We start from the raw sequence: 24,515 nt of genomic DNA on the forward strand, positions 1-24,515 counted from the left end.
CTAACGCTCCTGGTCATAGCTGTTACTTGACTGCTCAGAACCCGCGTTGCGTCCTTGCTGGACACCACGCCGCAGGTTGCTCAACCTGCCGCGGACGTCCTCCGGTGCGCGGGAGACCTGGGGGCCGCCCTGCGGGGTCGTCTCCGCCGCGCCCTCGACCAGGTTGGCCTTGGGCACTCGCCGAGGGAGACCGGACGAGGTGACCCCGCCCGCCTTCGGCTCACGGAGTTTGGCGGCCTGCTGCCAGCGTTCGTCGTTGCCCGAACGCCAGCCGGTGCTGGCTTCCTTCACCTCCGGGGCCCGCTCCGCTTCAGCGGGCTGCTGCTGACGCGGCGGCCGCTGTTCGAAGAGGGATCCGGAAGACTCCGCTTCCTGCCGTCCCGACTGCCGCTGCTGCTGGCTGCCGCGACGCGGCAGGCCCGCTCCGGTCATCTCGTGACCGGTGTCGGCAGCGGCACCCGGACGGTCGAAGCCTACGCGCTCCGCAGTCCGTTCGGGGACGGCAGGGGATTCCGATTCGGTCCCGTAATCCTGCTGGTAGCCAGCCGAATACGTGTTCTGCTCGGGCCACTCGGCCTGCCCCGCCTGGGATTCGTAGCCGTTGTCGTAGCCCTGGCCGGTCTGCTGACCGTCCGCGTAGCCCGCTTCCGGATAGGCGTAGCCCTGCTGCGGGTAGGCCTCGTAGCCCTGCTGGGGCTGCTGGGCCTCGTACGAGGCGTCGTAGCCCTGCTCGGACTGCTGCTCGTAGCCCTGGTACGGCTGGTACCCGTGCTCAGGCTGAGGTTCCGCATACTCCTGCCCAGCCTGCTCGGCGTACTCCTGATCGTCCTGCGGGTAGGAGACCTGGGCCTTCAGCGCGGCGCGCCGCTCCTCGGCGAGGAGCGAGCGCCCGACCGGGTCGAGCTGGCCGTCGCCGCCCTGCTGGTCGTAGCGGGAGTCGTCGAAACCGAGCTCGGCGGCCGTGCGCAGCGGCGCCTGCAGCTGTGCCTTCTGCTCCGGGATGATCTGGGAGACCGTGAAGTCGTCGTCCGGGATGCCCTCGCCACCGCCACCGTGGGTGATGGCGTCGGGAAGCATGACCAGCGAGGTGGTGCCCGCCGCCTCGCCCGAGGGGCGCAGCTGCACGCGGATGCTGTGGCGGTCCGCCAGCCGGCCGACCACGAACAGACCCATGCGCTGCGAGATCGCGGCGTCCACGGTCGGCGGGTTGGCGAGCTTGTGGTTGATGTCCGCGAAGTCCTCGGCGGTCAGGCCGATGCCCTTGTCGTGGATCTCGACCATCACGCGGCCGTCCGGCAGACGGGTCGCGTTGACACGGACCTTGGTCTGGGGGGAGGAGAACGTGGTGGCGTTCTCCAGGAGCTCGGCGAGCAGGTGCACGAGGTCGGTCACGGCCTGGCCGTGGATCTCGGCGTCGGAGACACCGGAGAGTTCGATGCGCTCGTACTGCTCCACCTCGGAGGAGGCGGCGCGCAGGACGTCGACGAGGGGCACCGGCTGGTCCCAGCGGCGGCCCGGCTCCTCACCCGCGAGGATGAGGAGGTTCTCGCCGTTACGGCGCATACGGGTGGCCAGGTGGTCCAGGCGGAAGAGGTTCTCCAGCTGGTCCGGGTCCGCCTCGTTGTTCTCCAGGTCGGTGATGAGGGTCAGCTGGCCCTCGATCAGGGACTGGTTGCGCATCGAGAGGTTGGTGAAGATCGCGTTGACGTTCCCTCGCAGAAGCGCCTGCTCGGCGGCGAGCCGGACCGCTTCCCGGTGGACCTGGTCGAAGGCGCGGGCGACCTCGCCGATCTCGTCCTGGGAGTCGATCGGGATCGGGTGGACGCGGGTGTCCACCTTGCCCGGGTCGGTGCGCGAGAGCTGGTCGACGAGCATCGGCAGGCGCTGCTCGGCGATGTCGAAGGCGGCGGACCGCAGGCGGCGCATCGCGCGGCCCATCTGGCGGGCCATGAGACCGGCCAGGATGAAGGCGGCGAGCAGGGACACGACCACGATGGCGCCGTTGGTGATGGCGTCCGTGCGGGCCTCGTCGGAGACCGCTACGGCGTCCTTGACGGCCTTGTCGAGGAGTTCCTTCTCGATCTCGTCGTAGCCGTCGAACTTCGCGGTGGCGGCGGCCTGCCAGAACTGGGGGTTGGTGCCGTTCTCGGCGAGCTTCTTCTTGTTCTCGCCGCTGGCGATCGCCTCGGTCATGCCGGTCAGTGCCGACTTGTTGACCACGGGCGGGGGCACGAAGCGGACACCGGCCTGCTCGGCCTGGCGCTTGGCCTCGGCGATCTTGGCGGCACCCTCGTCGGACTTCTTGCCCATGACCTCGCGGAGGCGGTTCACGTCCTCCTCGGTGCCCGCGGCGACGTACTCGCCCTGGGCGATCTCTTCGAGGTAGGCGTACGAGGAGAAGGCGACGAGCTGGGCCTTGCGGACGTCCTCGTTGGTGCTCGGACGGACCAGCAGGTGGGTACCGACGGAGCGCTGCAGCGAGTTGGCCGCCTTGGCCAGCTGGATCGCGTAGACCATGCGGCCGTACGAGGTCACGTTGCCGGTGCCGAGGCCGAGCTCGTTGGCGAACTGCATCAGGTAGTGCTGGACCGCCACGTAGCCCTCTTCGGTCGGGATGGGCCCGAACGACGAAGGAGGGTTCTTCTTGGGGCTCTCGGCCGCGGCCAGGTACGCCTTCTCGCGTACGTCCTTCAGCCTGGGCTCTTCCGCGCGGAAGAGGTCCAGACGCCGTTCCATGCCCTGGTTCTTCGGCATGTCCTGGACGACCTGGTCGAACTTCACCTTGGCCGCGTCGGTCGCGCCGCGGGCCTTGGTGACGATCTCGCTGTTGGCGTTGCCGCTCAGCAGCGGCTCGGCCGTGAGGTCACGCTCGTTGAGCAGTGCCTGGCTGTATTCCGAGGCCGCCTGGACGACCCTGGCTATCTGCTCGGCGTCCTGGGCCTCGTTCCAGGTGTCGACGGAGCCCTTCACCTGGAAACCGCCCATGACCAGCCCGACGAGGGCGGGCACGAGCAGGATGGCGTTCAGGCGGGTCGGCACACGCCAGTTGCGGGGGGAGAACCTGCTGGTGCTCCCGCTGCTCACGGGTGGTTCCACGGGCACGTCGACGGGCGACGCGGCCGCTCGCGGCGGCGGGGTGAAGTTGCCGCGCGCGGGTTCATCCGCGGGGCTTGCGATGCTTCGCCTCACTCGACCAACAACCTCTCGGCGGTGCTACTAGCTAGTTCGTTGAATTCCAGCACGGTTAACGGCCGTGTTCCAAACAGTTGAATTCGGCCACTCCGAGAACCTTATGCCCCGCATAAATCGGACATAAAGAGCTTCCTGCGGCAAAAATGGGGGGAGTTGTGCGCGTAGCGGTACCAACTGAACGCGCCCTGTGGCGAACCGGCCCGAATTCTCTGTCGAAACGTTATGAACGAGAGGGGCGGGCCGTGTCCCATGACACAGCCCGCCCCTCACGCACGGCAGTTGAAAGCGTGCTACTTGAGCCGCGCCATGAGCGCGTGCTCGACGAGCGTGATGAGCGCGCTCTTGGCGTCCGCGCGGTGGCGGGCGTCGGTGGTGATGATGGGGGCGCCGGGGCCGATCTGCAGGGCCTCGCGGACTTCCTCCGGGGTGTACGGCTGGTGTCCCTCGAAGCCGTTGAGGGCCACGACGAACGGCAGGCCGCTGTTCTCGAAGTAGTCGACGGCGGGGAAGCAGTCGGCGAGCCGGCGCGTGTCCACGAGCACGATCGCCCCGATGGCACCACGGACCAGGTCGTCCCACATGAACCAGAAGCGGTCCTGGCCCGGCGTACCGAAGAGGTACAGGATCAGGTCCTGGTCCAGCGTGATGCGGCCGAAGTCCATCGCGACGGTCGTGGTCGTCTTGTCGCCGGTGTGCGTGAGGTCGTCGATCCCCGCGCTCGCGGAGGTCATGACCGCTTCGGTACGCAGCGGGTTGATCTCGGACACGGCTCCGACGAACGTGGTCTTGCCCACGCCGAAGCCGCCCGCCACCACGATCTTGGCGGAGGTGGTGGAGCGGGGAGCCGCTCCACCGCTAGATGTTCCGAAGGCCACTGAGCACCCTTTCGAGCAGTGTTACATCGGGCGTGCCGCCGGCCTCTCCATTGCCCGGCTGGTGGATGGCCACCATTCCGGCCTCCGCCAGGTCGGCCACGAGGATCCGGGCGACACCGAGCGGCATCGACAGCAGCGCGGAGACCTCCGCGACCGACTTGACCTCGCGGCACAGGGTGCAGATGCGCTGGTGCTCCGGAAGGAGGCCGGACATGTGCATCGGATCGGCCGTGGTGCTGACCAGGGCCTCTATGGCGAGCTGGTAGCGGGGCCGGGTCCGGCCACCGGTCATCGCGTAGGGACGCACCAGCGGCTGATCGCCTTCCGAGTACGAATCTCCGTACGCATCGGGGTAGGCGGGGGGCGGGGTCATTGATCCTCCGGGCTGGACAGCAGTGGTCAGCGTGCCGTCTGACGGGGCGGCCGGTGGGGGGACGGTATGACGGCCTGTCGGTGGTACTGGGTTCCGGGGCCGCGGCCCCGGTCCCCCGGCCGGCAGTACCGTCCGGCCGGGAGTGGGTAAGTCAGCTGAGCAGGCTGCCCTGCAGTTCCGCGCGCAGGTCCGGAGTGAGGACGCTGCCGGCACGGTCCACCAGGAGGGCCATTTCGTAGCCGACGAGGCCGATGTCGCACTCGGGGTGCGCCAGTACGGCCAGGGAGGACCCGTCGGAGACCGACATGAGGAAGAGGAATCCCCGGTCCATCTCGACCACGGTCTGGTTGACGGCGCCACCCTCGAAGATGCGGGAGGCACCGGCGGTCAGCGAGGTCAGACCGGAGGCCACGGCCGCCAGCTGATCGGCGCGGTCGCGGGGGAAACCGTCGGACATCGCCAGAAGGAGTCCGTCGGCGGAGACCACCACGGTGTGGGACACCCCAGGGGTGTTGTCCACGAAGTTGGTGATCAACCAGTTCAGGTTCTGTGCCGCCTGGCTCATCGAACTCAACTATCGCTCCTGCTGGTAAGTGGGGTCGATGTGGTAACTGCCGGTCGCCGGACCACTGTTGCCGGCCTGACGGCCCTGCTGGATACCGCGTCGGAGGTTGGTCAGACGGCCGCGGACGTCGTCCGGCGCCCGCGAGACCTGCGGACCGGCCTGCGCCTCGGCCTGCTGCTGCGCCGTGCCGGCCACGAGGTTCGCCCGCGGTACCCGGCGGGGCAGCCCCGACGTCGTGATGCCGCCGGCGGCGGGCTGGCGCACGCGCTCGGCCTGCCGCATCAGCTCGTCGTTCGGAGACGACTTCCAGCTGACGGTCGGCATGGCGCCGGTCGCCGCCGCGGCGGGCTCGGCCGCGAACTCCTGGCCGCGCTGCGGCAGCGGAGCAGGGGCCGCCGGAGCGGACTGCTGCGGCTGCTGGGGTACGGCCGGTGCCTGCGCGGGGGGCTGCTGCCCCTCCTCGCGGAACCAGTTCGACTCCAGCGTGTCGAAGATCGGGCTGCGGGCGTCGCCGGAGCCCTGCGCCGGCGGCAGCGCCTCGGGCCGGGGGGCCTGCGGCAGGCCGGGCGCCTCCGGGCGCCGGGGCGCCACGGGTGCGTAGTCACCGCCCTGCTGCGGAGCCTGCGGCTGCTGGTACTGCGCCTGCGCCTGCGGCTGCTGCGGAGCCTGGGGCTGACGGGCGAAGCCGCCGACACCGGGGCCGCCGGGCCGCTGGGGCTGGTAGCCGGCCGGGCGCTCGAACTGCCCGGTGGAGGACGGGTCCAGGGGGCCCCGTACGTCCGGACGTTCGAACTGCCCGGTGGTGCTGCCCAGGCTGTCGGCCTGGGGCATCGGGGCGTTGAAGTCCGGGCGGGCGAACTCGGCGGTCGAGCCGGGGCCCGAGAGCTCGTCGTGGCCGCGGGCCTGGTCGGCGCCCCAGCTGGTGGTCTGCGGACCGGGGAGCTCGGGGCGGGCGCCACCGCGCGGCGGCAGCTGCGGCCGTCCGCCGCGGGAAGCCGGAGCCGCGGGGGCGGCCGGCTGCTGCTGGGGCCGCTGCTGCGGAGCCTGCTGGGGCTGCTGGGGACGCTCGAAGCCGTTGCCCTGCGGGAAGCCGCCCTGCCCGGAAGCGGTCGGAGCGGCCGCCGGACGGGCCTGCGGACCGCGGCCCGCCAGGGGAGCGCCGGAGCCGAAGCCGCCCTGGCCCTGACCCGCGGTCGTCGGACCCGCCTGCGGCCGGGCGCCGGGAGCCCCCGGGCCGCCCTGCTGGCGCTGCTGGCCTGGGCCGCCGTCGCGGCCCGGCAGGGCGGCGCGCTGGCCGCCACCGGAGACCTGCCCGCGCTGCGGAGCCGCGCCCACGGGCGGACGGGCGCCCGCACCGGGACCGGAAGCCTGGCCGCCGGGGCCGCCCTGAGCGCCGCCGGGGCCGCCCTGACCACCCTGGCCCGCCATCGGAGCCGGCTTCTTGCCGCCCTGGGCGACATCGACCGGCAGCATGACGAGGGCCGTGGTGCCGCCCGAGTCGGACGGGCGCAGCTGGATGCGGATGCCGTGTCGCAGGGACAGGCGGCCGACCACGAACAGGCCCATGCGGCGGGAGACGGAGACGTCCACGGTCGGCGGCGACGCGAGTCGCTCGTTGATCGCGGCGAGGTCCTCGGGGGAGAGGCCGATACCGGTGTCGTGGATCTCGACGAGCACACGGCCGTCGGGCAGCGCGTGACCGGTGACCTTGACCTTGGTCTGCGGGGAGGAGAACGAGGTGGCGTTCTCCAGCAGCTCGGCGAGGAGGTGCACGAGGTCGTTGACGACGCGGCCGGCGACATCGGTGCCGGGCACCGAGGCCAGCTCGATGCGCTCGTACTGCTCCACCTCGGACGCGGCGGCACGGAGCACGTCGACGAGCGGGACGGGGCGGGTCCACCGGCGGCCCGGCTCCTCGCCCGCGAGGACGAGGAGGTTTTCGCCGTTACGGCGCATGCGGGTCGCGAGGTGGTCGAGACGGAAGAGCGAGGACAGCTGGTCCGGGTCGGCCTCGCGCGACTCCAGCTCGGAGATGAGCGAGAGCTGACGCTGGATGAGGCCCTGCGAGCGGCGCGAGAGGTTGGTGAACATCGCGTTGACGTTGCCCCGGAGGAGGGCCTGCTCGGCGGCGAGGCGGACGGCCTCGCGGTGCACGTCGTCGAAGGCCGCGGCCACCTGGCCGATCTCGTCGCGGGTGTGCAGGCCGACGGACTCCACGGACGTGTCCACGTCCTGCGGGTCGGACTCGGACAGCTGCTTGACCAGCTCGGGGAGGCGGTCCTGGGCGACCCGCGTGGCGGTGTCCTGCAGGCGGCGCAGCGAGCGGATCATCGAGCGGGCCATGACGAAGGCGCCGACGAGGGAGACACCGAGGACGAGGAGGATCAGCGCACCGTTGATGATGGCGTCCTGCTGCGACTCGTTCTTGAGCTCGCGGGCCTTCTGCTCCATGTCCTCGAGCAGGGTCAGCTCGATGACCTTCATCGCCTGGAGCTTGGTGTCGTCGGCGTCGTACCAGTCCATCCAGGACCGGTTCTTCTCCTTGAGGAACTGGTCCTTGGTGCTCAGGACGCGGCGCGCGTAGTGGTCGGCGGTGCCGATCTCCGTGTTGCCGTCGCCGAGCGACGCGAGGAGCTCCTCGGACTTGCCCTGGTAGACGAGTTCGAAGGTCTTCTTCGACTGCTGCTCGCCCTTGAGCGCGGAGAGCGCGTAAAGGCGGTCGTTCTCCTTCAGCTCGCCCTGCTTCTCGGCGCTGTCGGGGAGCGAGGCGGCGATGATCGCGCGCTGGACGGAGGCGTACTCCTTGGCGGCGGAGAAGGCCGCCAGGGCGCGCGTGCGCTTGATCATCTCCGGGCTGGAGGTGGCCTGCGCCATGTCCTGGGAGAGCGACAGCAGCGAGACGATCAGGCTGTTGTACTCGGTGACCGTCTGCTGGGCGCCGTTCTGGTACGCCTTGCTGCGGATGTCCTCGATGAGGGTGAGCTGGCGGCCGATCTGCAGGATGTTGTTGCGGATCGACTTGAGCGTCTCGTCCTTGTCCTCCGTGCTGTCGACCTTGTCGGTCGCGGCGGCGAAGGCCTTGGCGGCGGCGTCGGTGGTGTCACGGACGTTCGTGACGGTGCTGTTGGCCTTGCCCGCCCCGGGGACCGACAGAGGACCCGCGGACTTGTCGCGCTCCTCCTGGAGCGCGGCGGCGAGGTTGGTCGCCTGCCGGGTCATCGTCGTGAGCAGCTGCATGTGCTCCAGCTGCGCGATGTCGTTGAGCGAGTCGTTGATACGGACGCCACCCAGCGTGGTGGCGGCGACGACCGGCAGGGTCAGCAGCGACACCAGTCGCGTGCTGATGCGCCAGTTCTGCATGTGGAGGCGGGAACCGGGCCCACTGGGGGCCTTCGGTATCGCCACGTCCTGCTCGACCGACCCGGCCTTGGCCTTGGTCTTGACGGACTTCCCTCGGCCCTTCGCCTTCACCGAGGCGGAGGAGTCGGGGCCTGCGCCTTCGACAGCCGGCCCGCGGTTCTGGGCGTGCTGGGGCGAGGAGCCACGATCGGTCCCGCCGCGCGGCTCCTGCTCCGCCGCAGCGCTGCCATCCCTCTTGAATCGTCCCTGCACTAGCGTCGCAACCTCTGGACCAGGCGTCCCGCCGGGCGACCGGTGGGACGGTGTCGAGTCGTGGGGCACTAACGGCCCCATGGTGGTCGTCGGTGACCGGCGCGTTTCCCTCTCTGTGCCACCGCGCTCGGCGCGGTCTCGCGCCACCTGCGCGCCGGCTGATTCCCGCGGCGGTCTCGCGAATTCCAGCACAGTGGAGGATCTCCAACAAGGTGCGAGCATCGGCCCGGAGAGTCGGTGACGGCCAGTGATGGGCGCACTACAGCACGTGGGGCTGCTTTCGGGGTAAACCGGACTTACATCATGCAAACACCATGCCTGGCAAGGTGTCCCAGTCGAGATGATCAGGAGCGGAATGACGCATTCAGTGGCGGAATGCCCGTTTTGTGAGGTCCAATTGACTGTCTATTATGCCGGTAATGTCTGGTCGCAGGTGAGCAAACTCACATGGCCGTGGCCATTACTTCCCGGTTCGGCAGGGGATTCAGATGTTTAGCCTTGCCCCTTAAAGGGTTGGCGGATACGCCGACCGACACACCGAGCAGCCGAGGGCCCGAAACTCCCATGAAGACGACGACGCGGCCGATGTTCCGCATAGCCAACCCCCGCCGCACCACCCTCGCGCACCTCAAGGACGCCGAGGACCTGCAGGCGGCCCCGGCCACCCCGGAGCACGCCGTCGAGCTGCCGACGCAGACCGCCAACCCGCGGCGCACGATCCTGATGGACGCGCCCGTGGCGGCCGCCGCGCAGTAGCCACGGCCCTAAAGAGAGCGAAGCGCCCCTGCCCGCCGCGTTAGCCTGGAGCCGCAGACTCCAGCCAGCGGAAATACAGAGGGGCAGACGCAACACGTGCGCATCGCCAGGTTCTCGATCGACGGCAATGTCGCCTTCGGCGCGGTCGAGGGCAACGCCGCCCCCGGCGCCGAAGGGGAGCTCGTCCTCGACATCATCAAGGGCATCCCGTTCGCGGACTTCGAGCTCTCCGGTACGAAGGTCCCGCTCAGCAAGGTGCGCCTGCTGCCGCCCGTGCTCCCGAACAAGGTCGTGGCCATCGGCCGCAACTACGCGGAGCACGCGGCGGAGCTCGGCAACGAGGTCCCGGACGCCCCCATCACCTTCTTCAAGCCCTCCACCTCCGTGGTCGGCCCGGGCGACCCGATCACGTACCCCTCCTTCTCCCAGGACCTGCACCACGAGGCGGAGCTCGCCGTGGTCATCGGCCGCATGTGCCGAGAGGTCCCGAAGGAGCGCGTCAAGGACGTGATCCTCGGCTACACCTGCGCCAACGACGTCACCGCGCGCGATGTCCAGCAGCGCGAGAAGCAGTGGGCCCGCGCCAAGGGCTTCGACAGCTCCTGCCCCCTCGGCCCCTGGATCGAGACCGACCTGGACCCGAGCGACCTGACCATCCAGTGCACCGTCAACGGCGAACAGCGCCAGCTCGGCCGCACCAGTGACATGGTCCGCTCCATCGAGGACCTGGTCGTGCACATCACCGAGGCCATGACGATGCTCCCTGGTGACGTCATCCTCACGGGGACCCCGGCCGGAGTCGGCCCCCTCAACGTCGGCGACGAGGTCGCCGTCACCATCGAAGGCATCGGCACTCTCACCAACAAGGTGATCAAGCGTGGCTAACGCGAACGTCCGCGTACGTTTCTGTCCCTCCCCGACCGGCAACCCCCACGTGGGCCTGGTCCGGACCGCCCTCTTCAACTGGGCGTTCGCCCGCCACCACGGCGGTACGTTCGTCTTCCGCATCGAGGACACCGACGCGGCCCGCGACTCCGAGGAGTCGTACGGGCAGCTGCTCGACTCGATGCGCTGGCTCGGCTTCACCTGGGACGAGGGTCCCGAGGTCGGCGGCCCGCACGCCCCGTACCGGCAGTCCGAGCGCATGGACATCTACAAGGACGTCGCGCAGAAGCTGCTCGACGGCGGCTGGGCGTACCACTGCTACTGCACCACCGAGGAGCTCGACGCGCGCCGCGCCGCGGCCCGCGCCGCCGGCAAGCCCTCCGGCTACGACGGCCACTGCCGCGAGCTGACCACCGTGCAGGTCGAGGCGTACCAGGGTGAGCACCGCTCCTCGATCGTCCGCTTCCGGATGCCCGACGAGCCGATCACCTTCACGGACCTCGTCCGCGGCGAGCTGACCTTCACCCCGGACAACGTGCCGGACTTCGGCATCGTCCGGGCCAACGGCGCCCCGCTGTACACGCTGGTGAACCCGGTCGACGACGCGCTCATGGAGATCACCCACGTCCTGCGCGGCGAGGACCTGCTCTCCTCGACCCCGCGCCAGATCGCCCTGTACAAGGCGCTGATCGAGCTGGGCGTCGCCAAGACCACCCCCGCCTTCGGCCACCTGCCGTACGTGATGGGCGAGGGCAACAAGAAGCTCTCCAAGCGCGACCCCGAGGCCTCCCTCAACCTGTACCGCGAGCGCGGCTTCCTCCCCGAGGGCCTGCTGAACTACCTCTCGCTCCTCGGCTGGTCCTTCTCCAAGGACCAGGACGTCTTCTCGATCGAGGAGATGGTGGCGAAGTTCGACATCGACGGCGTCAACGCCAACCCGGCGCGCTTCGACCTCAAGAAGGCCGAGTCGATCAACGGCGACCACATCCGCCTGCTCGACCCGAAGGACTTCGCGGACGCCTGCGCCCCGTGGCTGCGGGCCCCGCACGCCAACTGGGCGCCCGAGGACTTCGACGCCGCGGCCTGGGAGCGCATCGCCCCGTACGCCCAGACCCGTGTGACCGTCCTGTCGGACATCACGGCCAACGTCGACTTCCTGTTCCTGAAGGAGCCGGTCGAGGACCAGGCGTCCTGGGACAAGGCGATGAAGGGCGAGCCCGCGGCCCTGCTGACCACGGCACGCGAGAACCTCCAGGCCGCCGACTGGTCGGACCCCGAGTCCCTCAAGCAGGCCGTCCTGACCGCCGGTGAGGCCCACGGCCTCAAGCTGGGCAAGGCCCAGGCCCCGGTCCGCGTGGCCGTCACCGGCCGCACCGTCGGCCTGCCGCTCTTCGAGTCCCTGGAGATCCTGGGCAAGGAGCGGTCCCTGGCCCGCATCGACGCGACCCTGGCGAAGCTCACCGCGTAGCACCACCCGCATCCCCCGGCCGGCGCCGGGAGGGGCCCCATCGCAGGGGGCGGCGGCCGGACCACCGGCCGCCGCCCCCTGCGGCGTTCTCCGCGCCCTTCCGCGCCCTTCCGCGCCCTTCCGGGGCGTTTCGGGGACCCTTCCGGGGGCCGGACCGGATCTTTCTTTCCCGTCCGCCCGCGGGGGACCGGCGTCCGGCGTAGGCTCGGCCCCATGCCGATCCGCGCCGTGCTGTGGGACATCGACGACACCCTCTTCGACTACACGGGGGCGGACGCCGCCGGGCTGGCGCGGCAGCTGGAGACCGACGGGATCGCGGAGCGGTACGGAACCCCCGCACAGGCGCTGGCGCTGTGGCGGCAGATCACCGACCTGCACTGGGCGCGCTTCGCGGCCGGCGAGGGCACCTTCCAGGGGCAGCGCCGGGAGCGGGTGCGGGAGTTCCTCGGGGAGCCCGGGATGACGGCCGACGAGGCGGACGCCTGGTTCGACCAGTACATCGAGCACTACAAGACCTACTGGTCCGTCTTCCCCGACGTGGTGCCCGCGCTGGACGCCCTCGCCGCCGGCTACCGGCACGGGGTGCTCTCCAACTCCTCCACGGCCAACCAGGACCCCAAGCTGCGTGACCTCGGCCTGCGCGACCGCTTCGAAGTGCTGGTCTGCGCCGTCGAGCTCGGGGTCAGCAAGCCGGACGCGGGGGCCTTCCTGGCCGCCTGCGAGGCGCTGGCGCTGGCCCCGGACGAGGTCGCGTACGTGGGTGACCAGCCGGAGATCGATGCGCGCGGGGCGCGGGACGCCGGGCTGCTGGCGATCTGGCTCGACCGCGACGGCCGCCGCGGGGACGGTCCCGACGGCGTGCACCGCATCGCCGGTCTTGAGGGGCTACCGGAGCTGCTGGCAGGGGATACCCGTTTTGGAGCACGGTCAGGCATCCGGTAATGTTCTTTCTGCGCCGCCGGAGCGGGCCGAAAGGCCGGACGGAGGCGCCACCAAAAAAAGAAAACCCCACAAGGGGTTGACTTTTGGTGGGGTATAGTGTAATTGGCAACACGAGGGTTTCTGGTTCCCTTATTCTAGGTTCGAGTCCTGGTACCCCAGCGCAGTGCAGCAGTAACGCAGTGCTTTGCCCCCGTTGTGTAGCGGCCTAGCACGCCGCCCTCTCAAGGCGGTAGCGCCGGTTCGAATCCGGTCGGGGGTACAGATCCTTCCCGCGAGATCTCCAGGGTCGCACCCGGACGTCTTGATGCAGGATCGCTAGGGCCCCCGTTGTGTAGCGGCCTAGCACGCCGCCCTCTCAAGGCGGTAGCGCCGGTTCGAATCCGGTCGGGGGTACTGTTGGTCTGGTCTAGACCACTTTGGGCTATAGTGTAATTGGCAACACGAGGGTTTCTGGTTCCCTTATTCTAGGTTCGAGTCCTGGTAGCCCAGCGCAGTAACAGCAACACCAGCTAGCCCCCGTTGTGTAGCGGCCTAGCACGCCGCCCTCTCAAGGCGGTAGCGCCGGTTCGAATCCGGTCGGGGGTACGCATCGAAGAGGCCCTCCGCGTTCATCGCGGAGGGCCTCTTCGTCGTTCGTCGGCACTGTTCCCCGACGTGGGCCCGATGTGACGTAAGGGCGTAAGTACGGGCCCGGAGGCGCGTGTTCGGACGTGTGCGGCGTCGTACGCGCCCCCGGGCCCGGGGGTCGGTAAAGAGGTCGGAGCGGGTCAGCCGGAGCGGCGCAGCGCCTCCGTGAGGCGTGCGGCCGCGTCGATGACGGCCTGGGCGTGCATCCGGCCCGGGTGGCGGGTCAGGCGTTCGATCGGCCCGGAGACCGACACCGAGGCCACCACGCGGTTCGACGGCCCGCGCACCGGCGCCGAGACGGAGGCCACACCGGGCTCCCGCTCGCCGATCGACTGCGCCCAGCCGCGGCGCCGGACGCCCGAGAGCGCCGTCGCCGTGAAGCGCGCGCCCTGCAGGCCGCGGTGGAGCCGCTCGGGCTCCTCCCAGGCCATCAGGATCTGCGCGGCCGAGCCCGCCTTCATGGGCAGGGTCGAGCCCACCGGGACGGTGTCCCGAAGGCCCGAGAGCCGCTCCGCGGCCGCCACGCAGATGCGCATGTCTCCCTGACGGCGGTAGAGCTGCGCGCTTTCGCCCGTCACGTCGCGGAGGTGGGTGAGCACCGGTCCGGCCGTGGCCAGCAGGCGGTCCTCGCCGGCCGCGGCGGCGAGCTCCGCCAGCCGCGGACCGAGGATGAACCGGCCCTGCATGTCCCTCGCCACCATCCGGTGGTGTTCCAGTGCCACGGCGAGGCGATGTGCCGTGGGTCGTGCGAGCCCTGTCGCCGCGACCAGCCCGGCGAGGGTGGCCGGACCGGACTCCAGTGCGCTCAGTACCAGAGCTGCCTTGTCGAGAACGCCGACGCCGCTAGAGTTGTCCATGAAACGATATTCACGTCTCACACTGTGAAACGCAAGTTCAATTTTTCCAAGAACCAGCGAGTCTGTATGTACGGGTCCACGAACCACTGGGTCCGAGACGGTGAGCCGGAGGGAAAGCGATGGGTAGGACACTCGCGGAGAAGGTCTGGGACGACCATGTCGTCCGGCGCGCCGAGGGCGAGCCCGACCTCCTCTTCATCGATCTGCACCTGCTGCACGAGGTGACCAGCCCCCAGGCCTTCGAAGGCCTGCGCCAGGCCGGCCGCAAAGTCCGACGCCTCGACCTCACCATCGCGACCGAGGACCACAACACCCCCACCCTGGACATCGACAAGCCGATCGCGGACCCGGTCTCCCGGGCCCAGCTGGAGACGCTGCGCAAGAACTGCTCCGAGTTCGGCGTCCGGCTGCACTCGCTCGGCGACGTCGAGCAGGGCGTCGTCCACGTCGTGGGACCGCAGCTGGGCCTGACCCAGCCCGGCACCACCGTGGTCTGCGGTGACTCCCACACGTCCACGCACGGCGCCTTCGGCGCGCTGGCCTTCGGTATCGGCACCAGCCAGGTCGAGCACGTGCTGGCCACCCAGACGCTGCCGCTGGCTCGCCCGAAGACGATGGCGATCACCGTCACCGGCGCGCTGGCCGAGGGCGTGACCGCCAAGGACCTGATCCTCGCGATCATCGCCAGGATCGGCACCGGGGGCGGCCAGGGCTACATCCTGGAATACCGCGGCGAGGCCATCGAGCAGTTGTCGATGGAAGCCCGCATGACCATCTGCAACATGTCGATCGAGGCCGGCGCCCGCGCGGGCATGATCGCCCCCGACCAGACCACCTTCGACTACCTCCAGGGCCGTGACCACGCCCCGACGGGCGAGGAGTGGGACGCGGCGGTCGCGTACTGGAAGACGCTGCGCACCGACGACGACGCGGTCTTCGACGCCGAGGTCGTCATCGACGGCACGGCGCTGGCCCCGTTCGTCACCTGGGGCACCAACCCGGGCCAGGGCGCGCCGCTGTCGGCCAACGTCCCCGACCCCGCTTCGTACGAGGACGCTTCGGAGCGCCACGCCGCCGAAAAGGCCCTGGAGTACATGGGGTTGACCGCCGGGCAGCCGCTGCGCGACATCAAGGTCGACACCGTCTTCGTAGGTTCCTGCACCAACGGCCGCATCGAGGACCTGCGCGCCGTCGCCGACATCGTCGAGGGCCGCAAAGTCGCCGACGGCGTACGGATGCTGGTCGTCCCCGGCTCGGTCCGGGTCGCCCTGCAGGCCGTGGAAGAGGGCCTGGACAAGGTCTTCAAGGAGGCCGGCGCCGAATGGCGGCACGCGGGCTGCTCGATGTGTCTGGGCATGAACCCCGACCAACTGGCCCCTGGTGAGCGCTCCGCGTCCACCTCCAACCGCAACTTCGAGGGCCGCCAGGGCAAGGGCGGGCGCACGCACCTGGTCTCCCCGCAGGTGGCCGCCGCCACCGCGGTACTGGGCCATCTGGCCTCGCCCGCCGACCTGTCCGCCGCCGACGCGACCGCCGGAGTCTGAGAACCATGGAAGCCTTCACCACCCACACCGGCCGGGCCGTTCCGCTGCGCCGCAGCAACGTCGACACCGACCAGATCATCCCGGCCCACTGGCTGAAGAAGATCACCCGCGACGGGTTCGAGGACGGGCTCTTCGAGGCCTGGCGCAAGGACCCGGAGTTCATCACCAACCGCCCGGAGCGCGCCGGCGCGACCGTGCTGGTCGCCGGACCCGACTTCGGCACCGGCTCCTCGCGCGAGCACGCCGTCTGGGCCCTGCAGAACTTCGGCTTCAAGACGGTCATCTCCTCCCGCTTCGCCGACATCTTCCGCGGGAACTCGCTGAAGAACGGACTGCTGACCGTCGTCCTGCCCCAGGAGACGGTCGACCGGCTGTGGCAGCTGACCGAGGCCGACCCCACCGCCGAGATCACCGTCGACCTGGTCGACCGCCAGGTGCGGGCGGAAGGAATCGAGGCGGAGTTCGAACTCGACGACAACGCCCGGTGGAGGCTGCTGGAGGGGCTGGACGACATCTCGCTCACCCTTCAGAACGAAGCGGACATCGACACGTACGAAAGCGTCCGGCCGTCCTTCAAGCCGCGCACGATTCAGGCTTGATTCCTGCCTGATCAGCGCTTATTCACCTTTGGGTGATCACATCGACAACACTGTGCCCCCCACCGGATGGTGGGGGGCACAGCTGTGTGTTGAGGCCCCGTGAGGCGACAACTCGCCCCAGATGGCACAATCTGTGCATGGAACGCGACAGTCAACTTGAGCTCTACGAGCTCGTCGCGGACCGGCTGAAAGAAGCACACACAAGGGTTCGCTCACTGCAAGTCCCGGAGGGCGTAAGGATGGCGCTGTCCCGGAAGCTGTTGGTCGTCACGGCCGCGGCGAAGCACGATCTCGCCGATGCGGCAAGGCGCCTGGACAGGTTGATGAAGGACCTCGACGAGGGTCGATTCCCTGAAGGCGACTGATGCGAAGGAACTCCGTAACGGCCTCCAGCGTTGCGGCACTAGGGTGATTAGCCCGTTTCGTGTTTGATTTGCGGTATATATCCGCCTAACGTGCGAAATAAGCTTGAACACATTCGTTCTGGCGAAGTCTCCGAAGGGGAAGACGTTGAACAAGGCGCAGCTCGTAGAAGCGATTGCCGACAAGCTGGGCGGCCGTCAGCAGGCCGCGGACGCTGTCGACGCGGTACTGGACGCCATCGTCCGCGCTACCGTCGCGGGCGACCGGGTCTCGGTCACGGGCTTCGGCTCGTTCGAGAAGGTCGACCGTCCGGCCCGTTATGCCCGCAACCCGCAGACCGGAGAGCGCGTCCGGGTCAAGAAGACCTCGGTGCCCCGCTTCCGTGCGGGCCAGGGGTTCAAGGACCTGGTCAGCGGCACCAAGAAGCTGCCCAAGGGCGGCGAGGTGTCGGTGAAGAAGGCGCCCAAGGGAAGCCTCACCGGTGGTGCTTCCGCGACGGTCAAGAAGGCCGCCGCGAAGAAGGCCACCACCGCCAAGAGGGCGGCGGCGAAGACCACGGTCGCGAAGAAGGCCGTGGCCAAGAAGACCACCGCGACCGCCAAGAAGGCGGCGGTGAAGAGCACGGCCACCGCGAAGAAGGCGACGGCCACGGCGAAGAAGGCAGCGGCCGCCAAGAAGGCCGCCCCGGCGGCGAAGAAGACCACCGCCGCCGCGAAGAAGACCGCTCCGGCGGCCAAGAAGGCCACCGCAGCGACGAAGGCGCCCGCCAAGAAGACGGCGACGCGCAAGGCCACCGCGAAGAAGACCACCGCCCGCAAGAAGTAAGGGCACGAGTCACACACGCCGGGCCGGTTTCCCCGCCGGGGGAAGTCGGCCCGCGGTGCGTCGTGGCAGGTCAGAAGGTCTGCAGCGTGACCAGGGTGATCCGCAGGTCCGTGCCCTCGCCGTCCGTCTCGATCCGCACCCGCTGCCCGGGCCGCAGCAGCCGCAGGCCGCCCGCGTCGAAGGCCGGGGCCTCGAAGGGCACCGGGGTGCCGTCGTCCAGCAGCACACTGCCGCTGCGGGTCTGGGAGTCGTACGTGTACGCGGTCGCCTGCATACCGGCACTGTATCGGGCCGTGTGAGGCCCCACACCGAGGACGAGCGCCGCCCGCAGATCCCGCGCCGTGTCCACGTCCCGGCGCACGCTGTCCACTCCCGACAGGGCGATTTCCACCGCTCCCGAAGCCGAATGCCTGGCCCGCGAGGGACCGCCGAACGAGGGTGTCAATTCCACTTCCGGAGCAGCGGAAAGCAACGTAGTACCGATTCCGGCCGCATCCGCCAGAAATGCCCGGGGAAATGCCGAGGCGGTTTCGAGCACGCGTAGCAATTCGGGCGGCCGCAGTGCCGGCAGATCGGCGTTCATCGCGGCCACGGCCGCCCCGGGCCGGCCCGCCCGTATCGCCCGCGCCCCGTGGGCCAGCGCCGCGTTGAGCCCGGCCCCCGGGGTGTCCGCGACGATCCGCGCGCCGAGGCGGGCCAGTTCCGCACCGGCCTCGGCGTCGTCCGTGACGACCACCACATCCGCGACCGCGGCGCAGGCCAGCGCCCCCGCCACGGTGTCCTGGGCGAAGGCGAGCGCGAGCCCCGGGCGGGACCCGCCGACGTCCGCCGCGAGACGGCTCTTGGCCACCGCCAGAGGCTTCAGCGGGACCACCAGGCTCCAGACGGCGTTCGTGACCGACCCCTTCCCTCCGGTGAGCTCCGGCACAACCACGGCCCATGGTCAGGTCATGGCCGGGTCATGTGTCGGCCCATTGTCCCCTCCGCCCTGGCGGCCCGGGGGCCCGGCGGGGTGAGCGGGGCGTACGGTGTTCTCGACAGAGACCGGGCCCGGGGCGACACTTGTCCGGCCGACGAGGTGCCCAAGCTCCCCCAGTCACCGCTGGGAGGTGCCCCCACCCACCGGTCATGAGGAAAGGTGTCCGAGTGTCCCGCCGCAGAATCGGCTTCTGGTACCGCCTGGCGGCGGTCATCGCAAAACCGCCGCTGGTAGTGCTCTTCAAGCGGGACTGGCGGGGAATGGAGCACATTCCGGCCGAGGGCGGATTTATCACCGCCGTCAATCACAACTCGTATCTGGACCCGCTCTCCTACGCGCACTTCCAGTACAACACCGGCCGGGTGCCCCGATTGCTCGCCAAGGCGGCCCTCTTCAAGGTCCCCATTGTCGGCGCGATCCTGCACGGCAGCGGGCAGATCCCCGTCTACCGGGAGAGCACCAACGCCCTGGACGCATTCCGGGCCGCGGTGGACGCCATCGAGCGCGGCGAATGCGTGGCCTTTTACCCGGAGGGCACTCTCACCCGCGATCCCGACATGTGGCCGATGGCCGGCAAGACCGGCGCCGCCCGCGTCGCGCTGATCACCAGGGCTCCCGTCATTCCGGTGGCCCAGTGGGGCGCGAATCTCGCCATGCCGCCCTACGCGCAGGAGAACAAGGTCCAGCTCTTCCCGCGCAAGACCCTCCAGGTGCTGGCCGGACCGCCCGTCGACCTTTCCGCCTTCTACGACCGGGAACCCACCCCGGAAGTGCTCAAGGAGGTCACCGAGGCCATCATGGCGGCCATCACCGCGCTGCTGGAGGAGGTGCGGGGAGAGACCGCGCCCGGGCAGCCGTACGACCATCGCAAGGCCAGGGCGGAACAGCGGCGCAAAGCCGCGGGGGAGGGCAAGAAGTGACACATCCCGTGAAGGCAGCCGTATTCGGAACCGGCTCCTGGGGCACGGCCTTCGGCATGGTGCTCGCCGACGCAGGCTGTGAGGTGACCCTGTGGGGCCGCCGCCAGGAGCTCGCCGACGCCGTCAACACCGGCCGGACCAACCCCGACTACCTCCCGGGGATCGAACTCCCCGAGAACCTCCGCGCCACCACCGACCCGGCCGAAGCCGCGCGCGGCGCCGACTTCACCGTCCTCGCCGTCCCCTCCCAGACCCTGCGCGGCAACCTCGCCGAATGGGCGCCGCTGCTGGCCCCCGACACCGTGCTCGTCTCCCTGATGAAGGGCATCGAACTCGGCACCGCCAAGCGGATGAGCGAGGTCATCGAAGAGGTGGCCAAGGTTCCGCCGGCGCGCGTCGCCGTCGTCACCGGCCCCAACCTGGCCCGTGAGATCGCCGCCCGGCAGCCCGCCGCCTCGGTCGTCGCCTGCGTGGACGAGGCCGTGGCCCAGCGCCTCCAGGCCGCTTGCCACACCCCGTACTTCCGCCCGTACACCAACACCGACGTCGTCGGCTGCGAGCTCGGCGGCGCCGTCAAGAACGTCATCGGCCTCGCCGTCGGCATCGCGGACGGCATGGGCCTGGGCGACAACACCAAGGGCTCGCTCATCACCCGCGGCCTCGCCGAAACGACCCGGCTGGGCCTGGCGATGGGCGCCGACCCGCTCACCTTCTCCGGCCTCGCGGGCCTCGGCGACCTGGTCGCCACCTGCTCCTCGCCGCTCTCCCGGAACCACACCTTCGGCACCAACCTCGGCCGCGGGATGACCCTGGAGGAGACCATCGCGGTCACCAAGCAGACCGCCGAGGGAGTCAAGTCCTGCCAGTCCGTGGCCGATCTCGCCCACCGGTACGGAGTGGACATGCCGATCACCGAGACGGTCGTGGACATCGTCCACCACGGCAAGCCGACCCTGGTCGCGCTGAAGGAACTGATGGGGCGCAGCGCCAAACCGGAACGCCGCTGACTCCATTCCGGACGTCTGAGCGGGTACCCTCGTGGCGATATGAGCAGCGAGAACCTCCCCCAGACCCCTGAGCAGCAGGGCCGCAAGCCCCGCGTGGCCGTCGTGTTCGGCGGCCGCAGCTCGGAACACGCCATCTCGGTCGTCACGGCGGGCGCGGTGCTGCGCTCCATCGACCGCTCCAAGTACGAGGTGCTGCCCATCGGCATCACCACGGACGGCCGGTGGGCACTGACCGCCGACGAGCCCGCGCGGATGGCCATCGCCGACCGCAAGCTCCCGAGTGTCGAGGAGCTGGCCGACTCCGAGGACGGCGCCGTCGTGCTCTCGGTCGACCCCGCCAGCCGCGAGGTCGTCTACACCGAGCCGGGTGCCGTCCCCAAGGCCCTGGGCGAGGTCGACGTCGTCTTCCCCGTACTGCACGGCCCGTACGGCGAGGACGGCACCCTGCAGGGCCTCCTGGAGCTCTCCGGCGTCCCGTACGTCGGCTCGGGCGTCCTCGCCTCGGCCGTCGGCCAGGACAAGGACTACATGAAGCGGGTGTTCACGTCCTTCGGGCTGCGCGTCGGCCCGTACGTGACCATCCGCCCCCGCGAATGGGAAGCCGACCGGGACGCCGCCGAGGCGAAGATCATGGACTTCGCCGCCGAGCACGGCTGGCCCCTGTTCATCAAGCCCGCCCGGGCCGGATCCTCCATCGGCATCACCAAGGTCGACGACGCCTCCGGGCTGGACGAGGCGATCCGCGAGGCCCGCCGCCACGACCCGAAGATCATCGTGGAGGCGCTGCTGCGCGGCCGCGAGATCGAGTGCGGCGTCCTGGAGTTCGAGGACGGTCCGCGCGCGAGCGCGCCCGCCGAGATCCCGCCGGTCTCCAGCCACGACTTCTACGACTTCGAGGCGAAGTACATCGACTCCGCCTCCGGGATCGTGCCCGCCCCGCTCACCCCGGAGCAGACCGCCGAGGTGCAGCGGCTCGCGATCGAGGCCTTCGAGGCCGCGTCCTGCGAGGGTCTGGTACGCGCCGACTTCTTCCTCACCGAGGACGGCGAGTTCGTCATCAACGAGATCAACACGATGCCGGGCTTCACCCCGATCTCCATGTACCCGCGGATGTGGCAGGAGTCGGGCATCGAGTACCAGGAACTCGTGGACCTCCTGATCCAGGCAGCCCTGCGCCGCTCCACCGGCCTGCGCTAGCCTCCCCCAGACTCCGTCCGGGGGGACCTCCAGGGACCCGAACAGCCGCCCGCCCGCCGAGCCGCCTTCAAAAGCACGGTTCGGCGGGCGGCGGTGTGCTCAGTAGGACGAGATGCCCTCGGGCACGGTCTTGGCGATGACGTCGGACAGCCCGACCAGCATCCCCGCGTCCGTGGCGTGCTCCCTGTCGACCCGGACTTCCGTGTACGCCTTCCGCATCCCGGTGGTGAACCGGAATTCGCCACCCGGGAGCTTCTCCAGCAGCCAGGCCACGTCGTTCACGTGGACGCCTTCCTGCTTCGGATCAGCCATCTTGGGGGGCTTGGGGATACCGCACCGCAGTACGATCGCCGAGCCGCCCCACGCGGCGGTCAGACCGGACTCCGGCTCGGTCGGGGTCCGCGCCAGGCCGGCCACCGTCTCCGGGAGCTCCTTGTGTAGCGCTGCACAGAACCCCGCGATGTCGGCGGGCGGCGTGGACGGCGGATCGACCCGGGCCTGCGAATCGCCCGGGGAACACGCCGCGAGGGCCAGCAAGGCCGACACGGCGGGCACGGCAGACAGGGCCGACGAAACACGGACACGGCGGGGCCGGCGGTGGTGGGACATCACCGGCCAAGAGTAGACGGGGGCTACAGATGGACCACCGGGCAGGTCAAGGTGCGGGTGATCCCCTCCACCTGCTGGACCTTGGCCACGACCATGCGGCCGAGTTCGTCCACGGTGTCGGCCTGGGCACGCACGATCACGTCGTACGGGCCCGTCACGTCCTCGGCCTGGATCACCCCCGCGATCTGGCCGATGGACTCGGCGACGAACGACGCCTTGCCCACTTCGGTCTGGATAAGGATGTACGCCTGTACCACGGAACCTCCAGGGCGGCCACGAGGATCATTTCCCCTAACCTTCGGATGGGCCCCACACGATCGCAAGGGCCGGGGGAAGAAGGGACGCCACGGTACCGCGTCGCCGTGCGCCGCGGGGAGACCTGCGGGCCCGGCGCCACGCACAGCGGGGCGTACGGAGAGCAGAAGTTGACGTATCTGTTGACGGTACCCAGAGCTGTGACGGCTCGCGACCGCAAGCGGACTGGGCAAGAAGGGGCACAGCGATGAAGGGCACTGTGGGCGAGCTGGGGGAGTTCGGGCTCATTCGGGAGCTCACCTCACGGCTCACCACCACCCCGGCGGTCCGGCTCGGTCCGGGCGACGACGCCGCGGTGGTGTCGGCCCCCGACCGGCGGGTCGTGGCGAGCACCGACATCCTGCTGGAGGGCAGGCACTTCCGGCGCGACTGGTCCACCGCCTACGACGTCGGCCGCAAGGCCGCCGCCCAGAACCTCGCCGACATCGCGGCCATGGGCGCGGTGCCGACCGCACTGCTGCTCGGCCTCGTCGTCCCGGCCGAACTCCCGGTCACGTGGCCCACCGAGCTGATGGACGGCATCCGCGACGAGTGCCAGGTCGCCGGCGCGGCCGTGGTCGGTGGCGACGTCGTACGCGGCGACACCATCACCGTCGCCATCACCGCCCTCGGTGACCTGCGCAACCACGAGCCCGTCCTGCGCTCCGGCGCCCAGCCCGGCGACGTCGTCGCCGTCACCGGCTGGCTGGGCTGGTCCGCGGCGGGCTTCGCCGTGCTCTCGCGCGGCTTCCGCTCCCCGCGGGCCTTCGTGGAGGCCCACCGGCGGCCCGAGCCGCCGTACCACGCGGGCCCCGCGGCCGCCGGGCTCGGCGCCACCGCCATGACCGACGTCAGCGACGGCCTCATCGCCGACCTCGGTCACATCGCCGAGGCCAGCAAGGTACGGATCGACCTGCGCTCGGCGGCCGTCGACATCCCGACCCAGATGCACGACATCGGGCAGGCCGTCGGCGTGGACCCGCTGCAGTGGGTGCTCACCGGGGGAGAGGACCACGCGATCGTGGCCACCTTCCCGCCGGACGTGAAGCTCCCCGCCCGCTGGAAGGTCATCGGGGAGGTGCTGAACCGCTCCGCGCTGCCCCAGGTGACCGTGGACGGCGCCCCGTGGACCAGCACCGGCGGCTGGGACCATTTCGGAGCCGACCCGGCCGCCGAGGACGGCGCGCTGTGACCAGCGCCCCGCCGCGCTGCCTGACCGTCGCCGGATCCGACTCCGGCGGCGGCGCGGGCATCCAGGCCGACCTCAAGACCATGCTGGCGCTCGGCGTGCACGGGATGAGCGTGGTGACCGCTGTGACGGCGCAGAACTCCCTCGGGGTACGAGGAGCCTGGGAGCTGCCCGCCGAGGCTGTGACGGCCCAGTACCGGGCCGTGGTGGAGGACATCGGCGTACAGGCAGTGAAGACCGGGATGCTCTCCTCGGCCGTGCTGGTGGAGACGGTGGCCGCGCTGCTGGCCGACACCCCCGCCCCGGTCGTCGTCGACCCCGTGGGCGTCTCCAAGCACGGGGACGCCCTGCTGGCCGCCTCGGCCCTGGACGCCGTGCGGGGGGACCTGCTCCCGGTGGCCACCGTGGCCACGCCCAACCTGGACGAGGTGGCGCAGCTCACGGGCGTGGTCGTGGAGACCGAGGACGACATGCGGCGGGCCGCCGACGCGATCCTCGGCCACGGACCCCGCTGGGCGCTGATCAAGGGCGGACACCTCGCGGCGCACGGGGGCCAGGCCGTGGACCTGCTGACCGACGGCACCGACGAACGGTGGCTGCGGGCCCCCCGGCACACCAACCCGCACACCCACGGCACGGGCTGCACCCTGGCGAGCGCCATCGCGGCCGGCCTGGCGAAGGGACTGTCCGTCCCGCAGGCGGTCACGGCCGCCAAGGAGTACGTCACGGGCGCCATCGCAGCCGGTTTCGCACTCGGCCGGGGCATCGGCCCGGTGGATCACGCCTGGCGGTGGCGCTGAGCCCCAGCCGGTCCGGGAAAGGCAAAAGGCCGGTTCA

General features: G+C 70.2%; 21 protein-coding genes, 5 tRNA genes and 1 pseudogene. 18 read left to right on the top strand and 9 right to left on the bottom strand.

The window, feature by feature from the left end; genetic code table 11:
• From OG429_RS26970 to OG429_RS26990, 5 genes are all read right to left on the bottom strand, one after another.
• Positions 1 to 3,189 (bottom strand): nitrate- and nitrite sensing domain-containing protein, encoded by a 3,189-nt coding sequence (locus OG429_RS26970; RefSeq protein WP_328927837.1) that lies wholly within the window; start codon positions 3,187 to 3,189, stop codon positions 1 to 3.
• 293 nt (positions 3,190 to 3,482) lie between these two features.
• Positions 3,483 to 4,067 (bottom strand): GTP-binding protein, encoded by a 585-nt coding sequence (locus tag OG429_RS26975; protein WP_328927838.1) that lies wholly within the window; start codon positions 4,065 to 4,067, stop codon positions 3,483 to 3,485.
• Positions 4,048 to 4,440: a DUF742 domain-containing protein gene (locus OG429_RS26980; protein ID WP_328927839.1), complete on the bottom strand. Its 393-nt coding sequence runs from the start codon at positions 4,438 to 4,440 to the stop codon at positions 4,048 to 4,050. The genes OG429_RS26975 and OG429_RS26980 overlap by 20 nt, the downstream gene beginning before the upstream one ends.
• 151 nt (positions 4,441 to 4,591) lie before the next feature.
• Positions 4,592 to 5,005 carry a roadblock/LC7 domain-containing protein gene (locus OG429_RS26985; protein WP_328927840.1) on the bottom strand — a complete coding sequence of 138 codons (414 nt, stop codon included), beginning with the start codon at positions 5,003 to 5,005 and terminating at the stop codon, positions 4,592 to 4,594.
• 9 nt (positions 5,006 to 5,014) lie between these two features.
• Positions 5,015 to 8,617, bottom strand: coding sequence for a sensor histidine kinase (locus tag OG429_RS26990; RefSeq protein ID WP_328927841.1), 3,603 nt, complete (start codon positions 8,615 to 8,617; stop codon positions 5,015 to 5,017).
• 564 nt (positions 8,618 to 9,181) lie between these two features.
• On the opposite strand from OG429_RS26990, the gene OG429_RS26995 reads away from it, so the two are divergent.
• From OG429_RS26995 to OG429_RS27035, 9 genes are all read left to right on the top strand, one after another.
• Positions 9,182 to 9,373, top strand: a complete 192-nt coding sequence (locus OG429_RS26995; protein WP_328927842.1) for a hypothetical protein — start codon at positions 9,182 to 9,184, stop codon at positions 9,371 to 9,373.
• Between the two features lie 96 nt (positions 9,374 to 9,469).
• Positions 9,470 to 10,258 carry a fumarylacetoacetate hydrolase family protein gene (locus tag OG429_RS27000; protein WP_328927843.1) on the top strand — a complete coding sequence of 263 codons (789 nt, stop codon included), beginning with the start codon at positions 9,470 to 9,472 and terminating at the stop codon, positions 10,256 to 10,258.
• Positions 10,251 to 11,726, top strand: a complete 1,476-nt coding sequence (gene gltX / locus OG429_RS27005; RefSeq protein ID WP_328927844.1) for a glutamate--tRNA ligase — start codon at positions 10,251 to 10,253, stop codon at positions 11,724 to 11,726. Before OG429_RS27000 ends, gltX begins: the two co-directional genes overlap by 8 nt.
• A gap of 213 nt (positions 11,727 to 11,939) precedes the next feature.
• Positions 11,940 to 12,668: an HAD family hydrolase gene (locus OG429_RS27010; RefSeq protein ID WP_328927845.1), complete on the top strand. Its 729-nt coding sequence runs from the start codon at positions 11,940 to 11,942 to the stop codon at positions 12,666 to 12,668.
• Between the two features lie 87 nt (positions 12,669 to 12,755).
• Positions 12,756 to 12,827: transfer RNA gene (locus tag OG429_RS27015), tRNA-Gln, on the top strand.
• Between the two features lie 27 nt (positions 12,828 to 12,854).
• Positions 12,855 to 12,927 (top strand) — tRNA-Glu (locus tag OG429_RS27020).
• A 61-nt stretch (positions 12,928 to 12,988) separates the two neighbouring features.
• Positions 12,989 to 13,061, top strand: a tRNA-Glu gene (locus OG429_RS27025).
• Positions 13,062 to 13,085: 24 nt separating this feature from the next.
• A tRNA-Gln gene (locus OG429_RS27030) sits at positions 13,086 to 13,157 on the top strand.
• 23 nt (positions 13,158 to 13,180) lie between these two features.
• Positions 13,181 to 13,253, top strand: a tRNA-Glu gene (locus tag OG429_RS27035).
• Positions 13,254 to 13,435: 182 nt separating this feature from the next.
• Here OG429_RS27035 and ndgR read toward each other — a convergent pair.
• The gene (gene ndgR, locus OG429_RS27040; protein ID WP_007266782.1) at positions 13,436 to 14,152 is read right to left on the bottom strand and encodes an IclR family transcriptional regulator NdgR; all 717 of its coding nucleotides are present in this window, start codon (positions 14,150 to 14,152) and stop codon (positions 13,436 to 13,438) included.
• 119 nt (positions 14,153 to 14,271) lie between these two features.
• Here ndgR and leuC point away from each other — a divergent pair, with 119 nt between their 5' ends.
• The 4 genes from leuC to OG429_RS27060 all read left to right on the top strand — a co-directional run bounded on the left by leuC (position 14,272) and on the right by OG429_RS27060 (position 17,483).
• Positions 14,272 to 15,696, top strand: coding sequence for a 3-isopropylmalate dehydratase large subunit (leuC, locus tag OG429_RS27045; RefSeq protein WP_328927846.1), 1,425 nt, complete (start codon positions 14,272 to 14,274; stop codon positions 15,694 to 15,696).
• Positions 15,697 to 15,701: 5 nt separating this feature from the next.
• Positions 15,702 to 16,295, top strand: coding sequence for a 3-isopropylmalate dehydratase small subunit (gene leuD / locus OG429_RS27050; RefSeq protein ID WP_328927847.1), 594 nt, complete (start codon positions 15,702 to 15,704; stop codon positions 16,293 to 16,295).
• Positions 16,296 to 16,432: 137 nt separating this feature from the next.
• A complete protein-coding gene (locus OG429_RS27055) occupies positions 16,433 to 16,660 on the top strand; it encodes a hypothetical protein (protein ID WP_030009267.1) in 228 nt (75 codons plus the stop codon).
• 145 nt (positions 16,661 to 16,805) lie between these two features.
• Positions 16,806 to 17,483, top strand: a complete 678-nt coding sequence (locus OG429_RS27060) for an HU family DNA-binding protein (protein WP_328927848.1) — start codon at positions 16,806 to 16,808, stop codon at positions 17,481 to 17,483.
• Positions 17,484 to 17,754: 271 nt separating this feature from the next.
• Here the strand turns inward: OG429_RS27060 and cofC are convergent.
• Positions 17,755 to 18,417, bottom strand: a pseudogene (cofC, locus tag OG429_RS27065) (2-phospho-L-lactate guanylyltransferase); the annotation flags it as partial.
• A 212-nt stretch (positions 18,418 to 18,629) separates the two neighbouring features.
• Here cofC and OG429_RS27070 point away from each other — a divergent pair.
• From OG429_RS27070 to OG429_RS27080, 3 genes are read left to right on the top strand one after another with little or no spacing between them, the layout of a single operon-like run.
• The gene (locus tag OG429_RS27070) at positions 18,630 to 19,382 is read left to right on the top strand and encodes a lysophospholipid acyltransferase family protein (protein WP_328927849.1); all 753 of its coding nucleotides are present in this window, start codon (positions 18,630 to 18,632) and stop codon (positions 19,380 to 19,382) included.
• A complete protein-coding gene (locus OG429_RS27075) occupies positions 19,379 to 20,389 on the top strand; it encodes an NAD(P)H-dependent glycerol-3-phosphate dehydrogenase (protein ID WP_328927850.1) in 1,011 nt (336 codons plus the stop codon). The genes OG429_RS27070 and OG429_RS27075 overlap by 4 nt, the downstream gene beginning before the upstream one ends.
• A 39-nt stretch (positions 20,390 to 20,428) precedes the next feature.
• A complete protein-coding gene (locus tag OG429_RS27080) occupies positions 20,429 to 21,586 on the top strand; it encodes a D-alanine--D-alanine ligase family protein (protein WP_328927851.1) in 1,158 nt (385 codons plus the stop codon).
• A gap of 99 nt (positions 21,587 to 21,685) precedes the next feature.
• On the opposite strand, the gene OG429_RS27085 is transcribed toward OG429_RS27080, so the two are convergent.
• Positions 21,686 to 22,132: a DUF3515 domain-containing protein gene (locus OG429_RS27085; protein ID WP_328927852.1), complete on the bottom strand. Its 447-nt coding sequence runs from the start codon at positions 22,130 to 22,132 to the stop codon at positions 21,686 to 21,688.
• Positions 22,133 to 22,218: 86 nt separating this feature from the next.
• Positions 22,219 to 22,452: an Lrp/AsnC ligand binding domain-containing protein gene (locus OG429_RS27090; protein WP_073911116.1), complete on the bottom strand. Its 234-nt coding sequence runs from the start codon at positions 22,450 to 22,452 to the stop codon at positions 22,219 to 22,221.
• 245 nt (positions 22,453 to 22,697) lie between these two features.
• On the opposite strand from OG429_RS27090, the gene OG429_RS27095 reads away from it, so the two are divergent.
• Both OG429_RS27095 and thiD read left to right on the top strand, forming a co-directional pair.
• The gene (locus OG429_RS27095; protein WP_328927853.1) at positions 22,698 to 23,681 is read left to right on the top strand and encodes a thiamine-phosphate kinase; all 984 of its coding nucleotides are present in this window, start codon (positions 22,698 to 22,700) and stop codon (positions 23,679 to 23,681) included.
• Positions 23,678 to 24,478, top strand: a complete 801-nt coding sequence (gene thiD, locus OG429_RS27100) for a bifunctional hydroxymethylpyrimidine kinase/phosphomethylpyrimidine kinase (RefSeq protein ID WP_328927854.1) — start codon at positions 23,678 to 23,680, stop codon at positions 24,476 to 24,478. Before OG429_RS27095 ends, thiD begins: the two co-directional genes overlap by 4 nt.
• The last annotated feature ends 37 nt before the right edge of the window (positions 24,479 to 24,515 follow it).

It is taken from the genome of Streptomyces sp. NBC_00190, from assembly GCF_036203305.1.
GTDB lineage: Bacteria > Actinomycetota > Actinomycetes > Streptomycetales > Streptomycetaceae > Streptomyces.

Bases quoted from the DNA above. Each gene is read 5' to 3' on its own strand.
- ndgR (WP_007266782.1), bottom strand. From the start codon at position 14,152: ATGGACAACTCTAGCGGCGTCGGCGTTCTCGACAAGGCAGCTCTGGTA.
- OG429_RS26995 (WP_328927842.1), top strand. From the start codon at position 9,182: ATGAAGACGACGACGCGGCCGATGTTCCGCATAGCCAACCCCCGCCGC.
- OG429_RS27010 (WP_328927845.1), top strand. From the start codon at position 11,940: ATGCCGATCCGCGCCGTGCTGTGGGACATCGACGACACCCTCTTCGAC.
- OG429_RS26985 (WP_328927840.1), bottom strand. From the start codon at position 5,005: ATGAGCCAGGCGGCACAGAACCTGAACTGGTTGATCACCAACTTCGTG.
- OG429_RS26980 (WP_328927839.1), bottom strand. From the start codon at position 4,440: ATGACCCCGCCCCCCGCCTACCCCGATGCGTACGGAGATTCGTACTCG.
- OG429_RS27080 (WP_328927851.1), top strand. From the start codon at position 20,429: ATGAGCAGCGAGAACCTCCCCCAGACCCCTGAGCAGCAGGGCCGCAAG.
- OG429_RS27095 (WP_328927853.1), top strand. From the start codon at position 22,698: ATGAAGGGCACTGTGGGCGAGCTGGGGGAGTTCGGGCTCATTCGGGAG.
- OG429_RS27055 (WP_030009267.1), top strand. From the start codon at position 16,433: ATGGAACGCGACAGTCAACTTGAGCTCTACGAGCTCGTCGCGGACCGG.
- leuC (WP_328927846.1), top strand. From the start codon at position 14,272: ATGGGTAGGACACTCGCGGAGAAGGTCTGGGACGACCATGTCGTCCGG.
- leuD (WP_328927847.1), top strand. From the start codon at position 15,702: ATGGAAGCCTTCACCACCCACACCGGCCGGGCCGTTCCGCTGCGCCGC.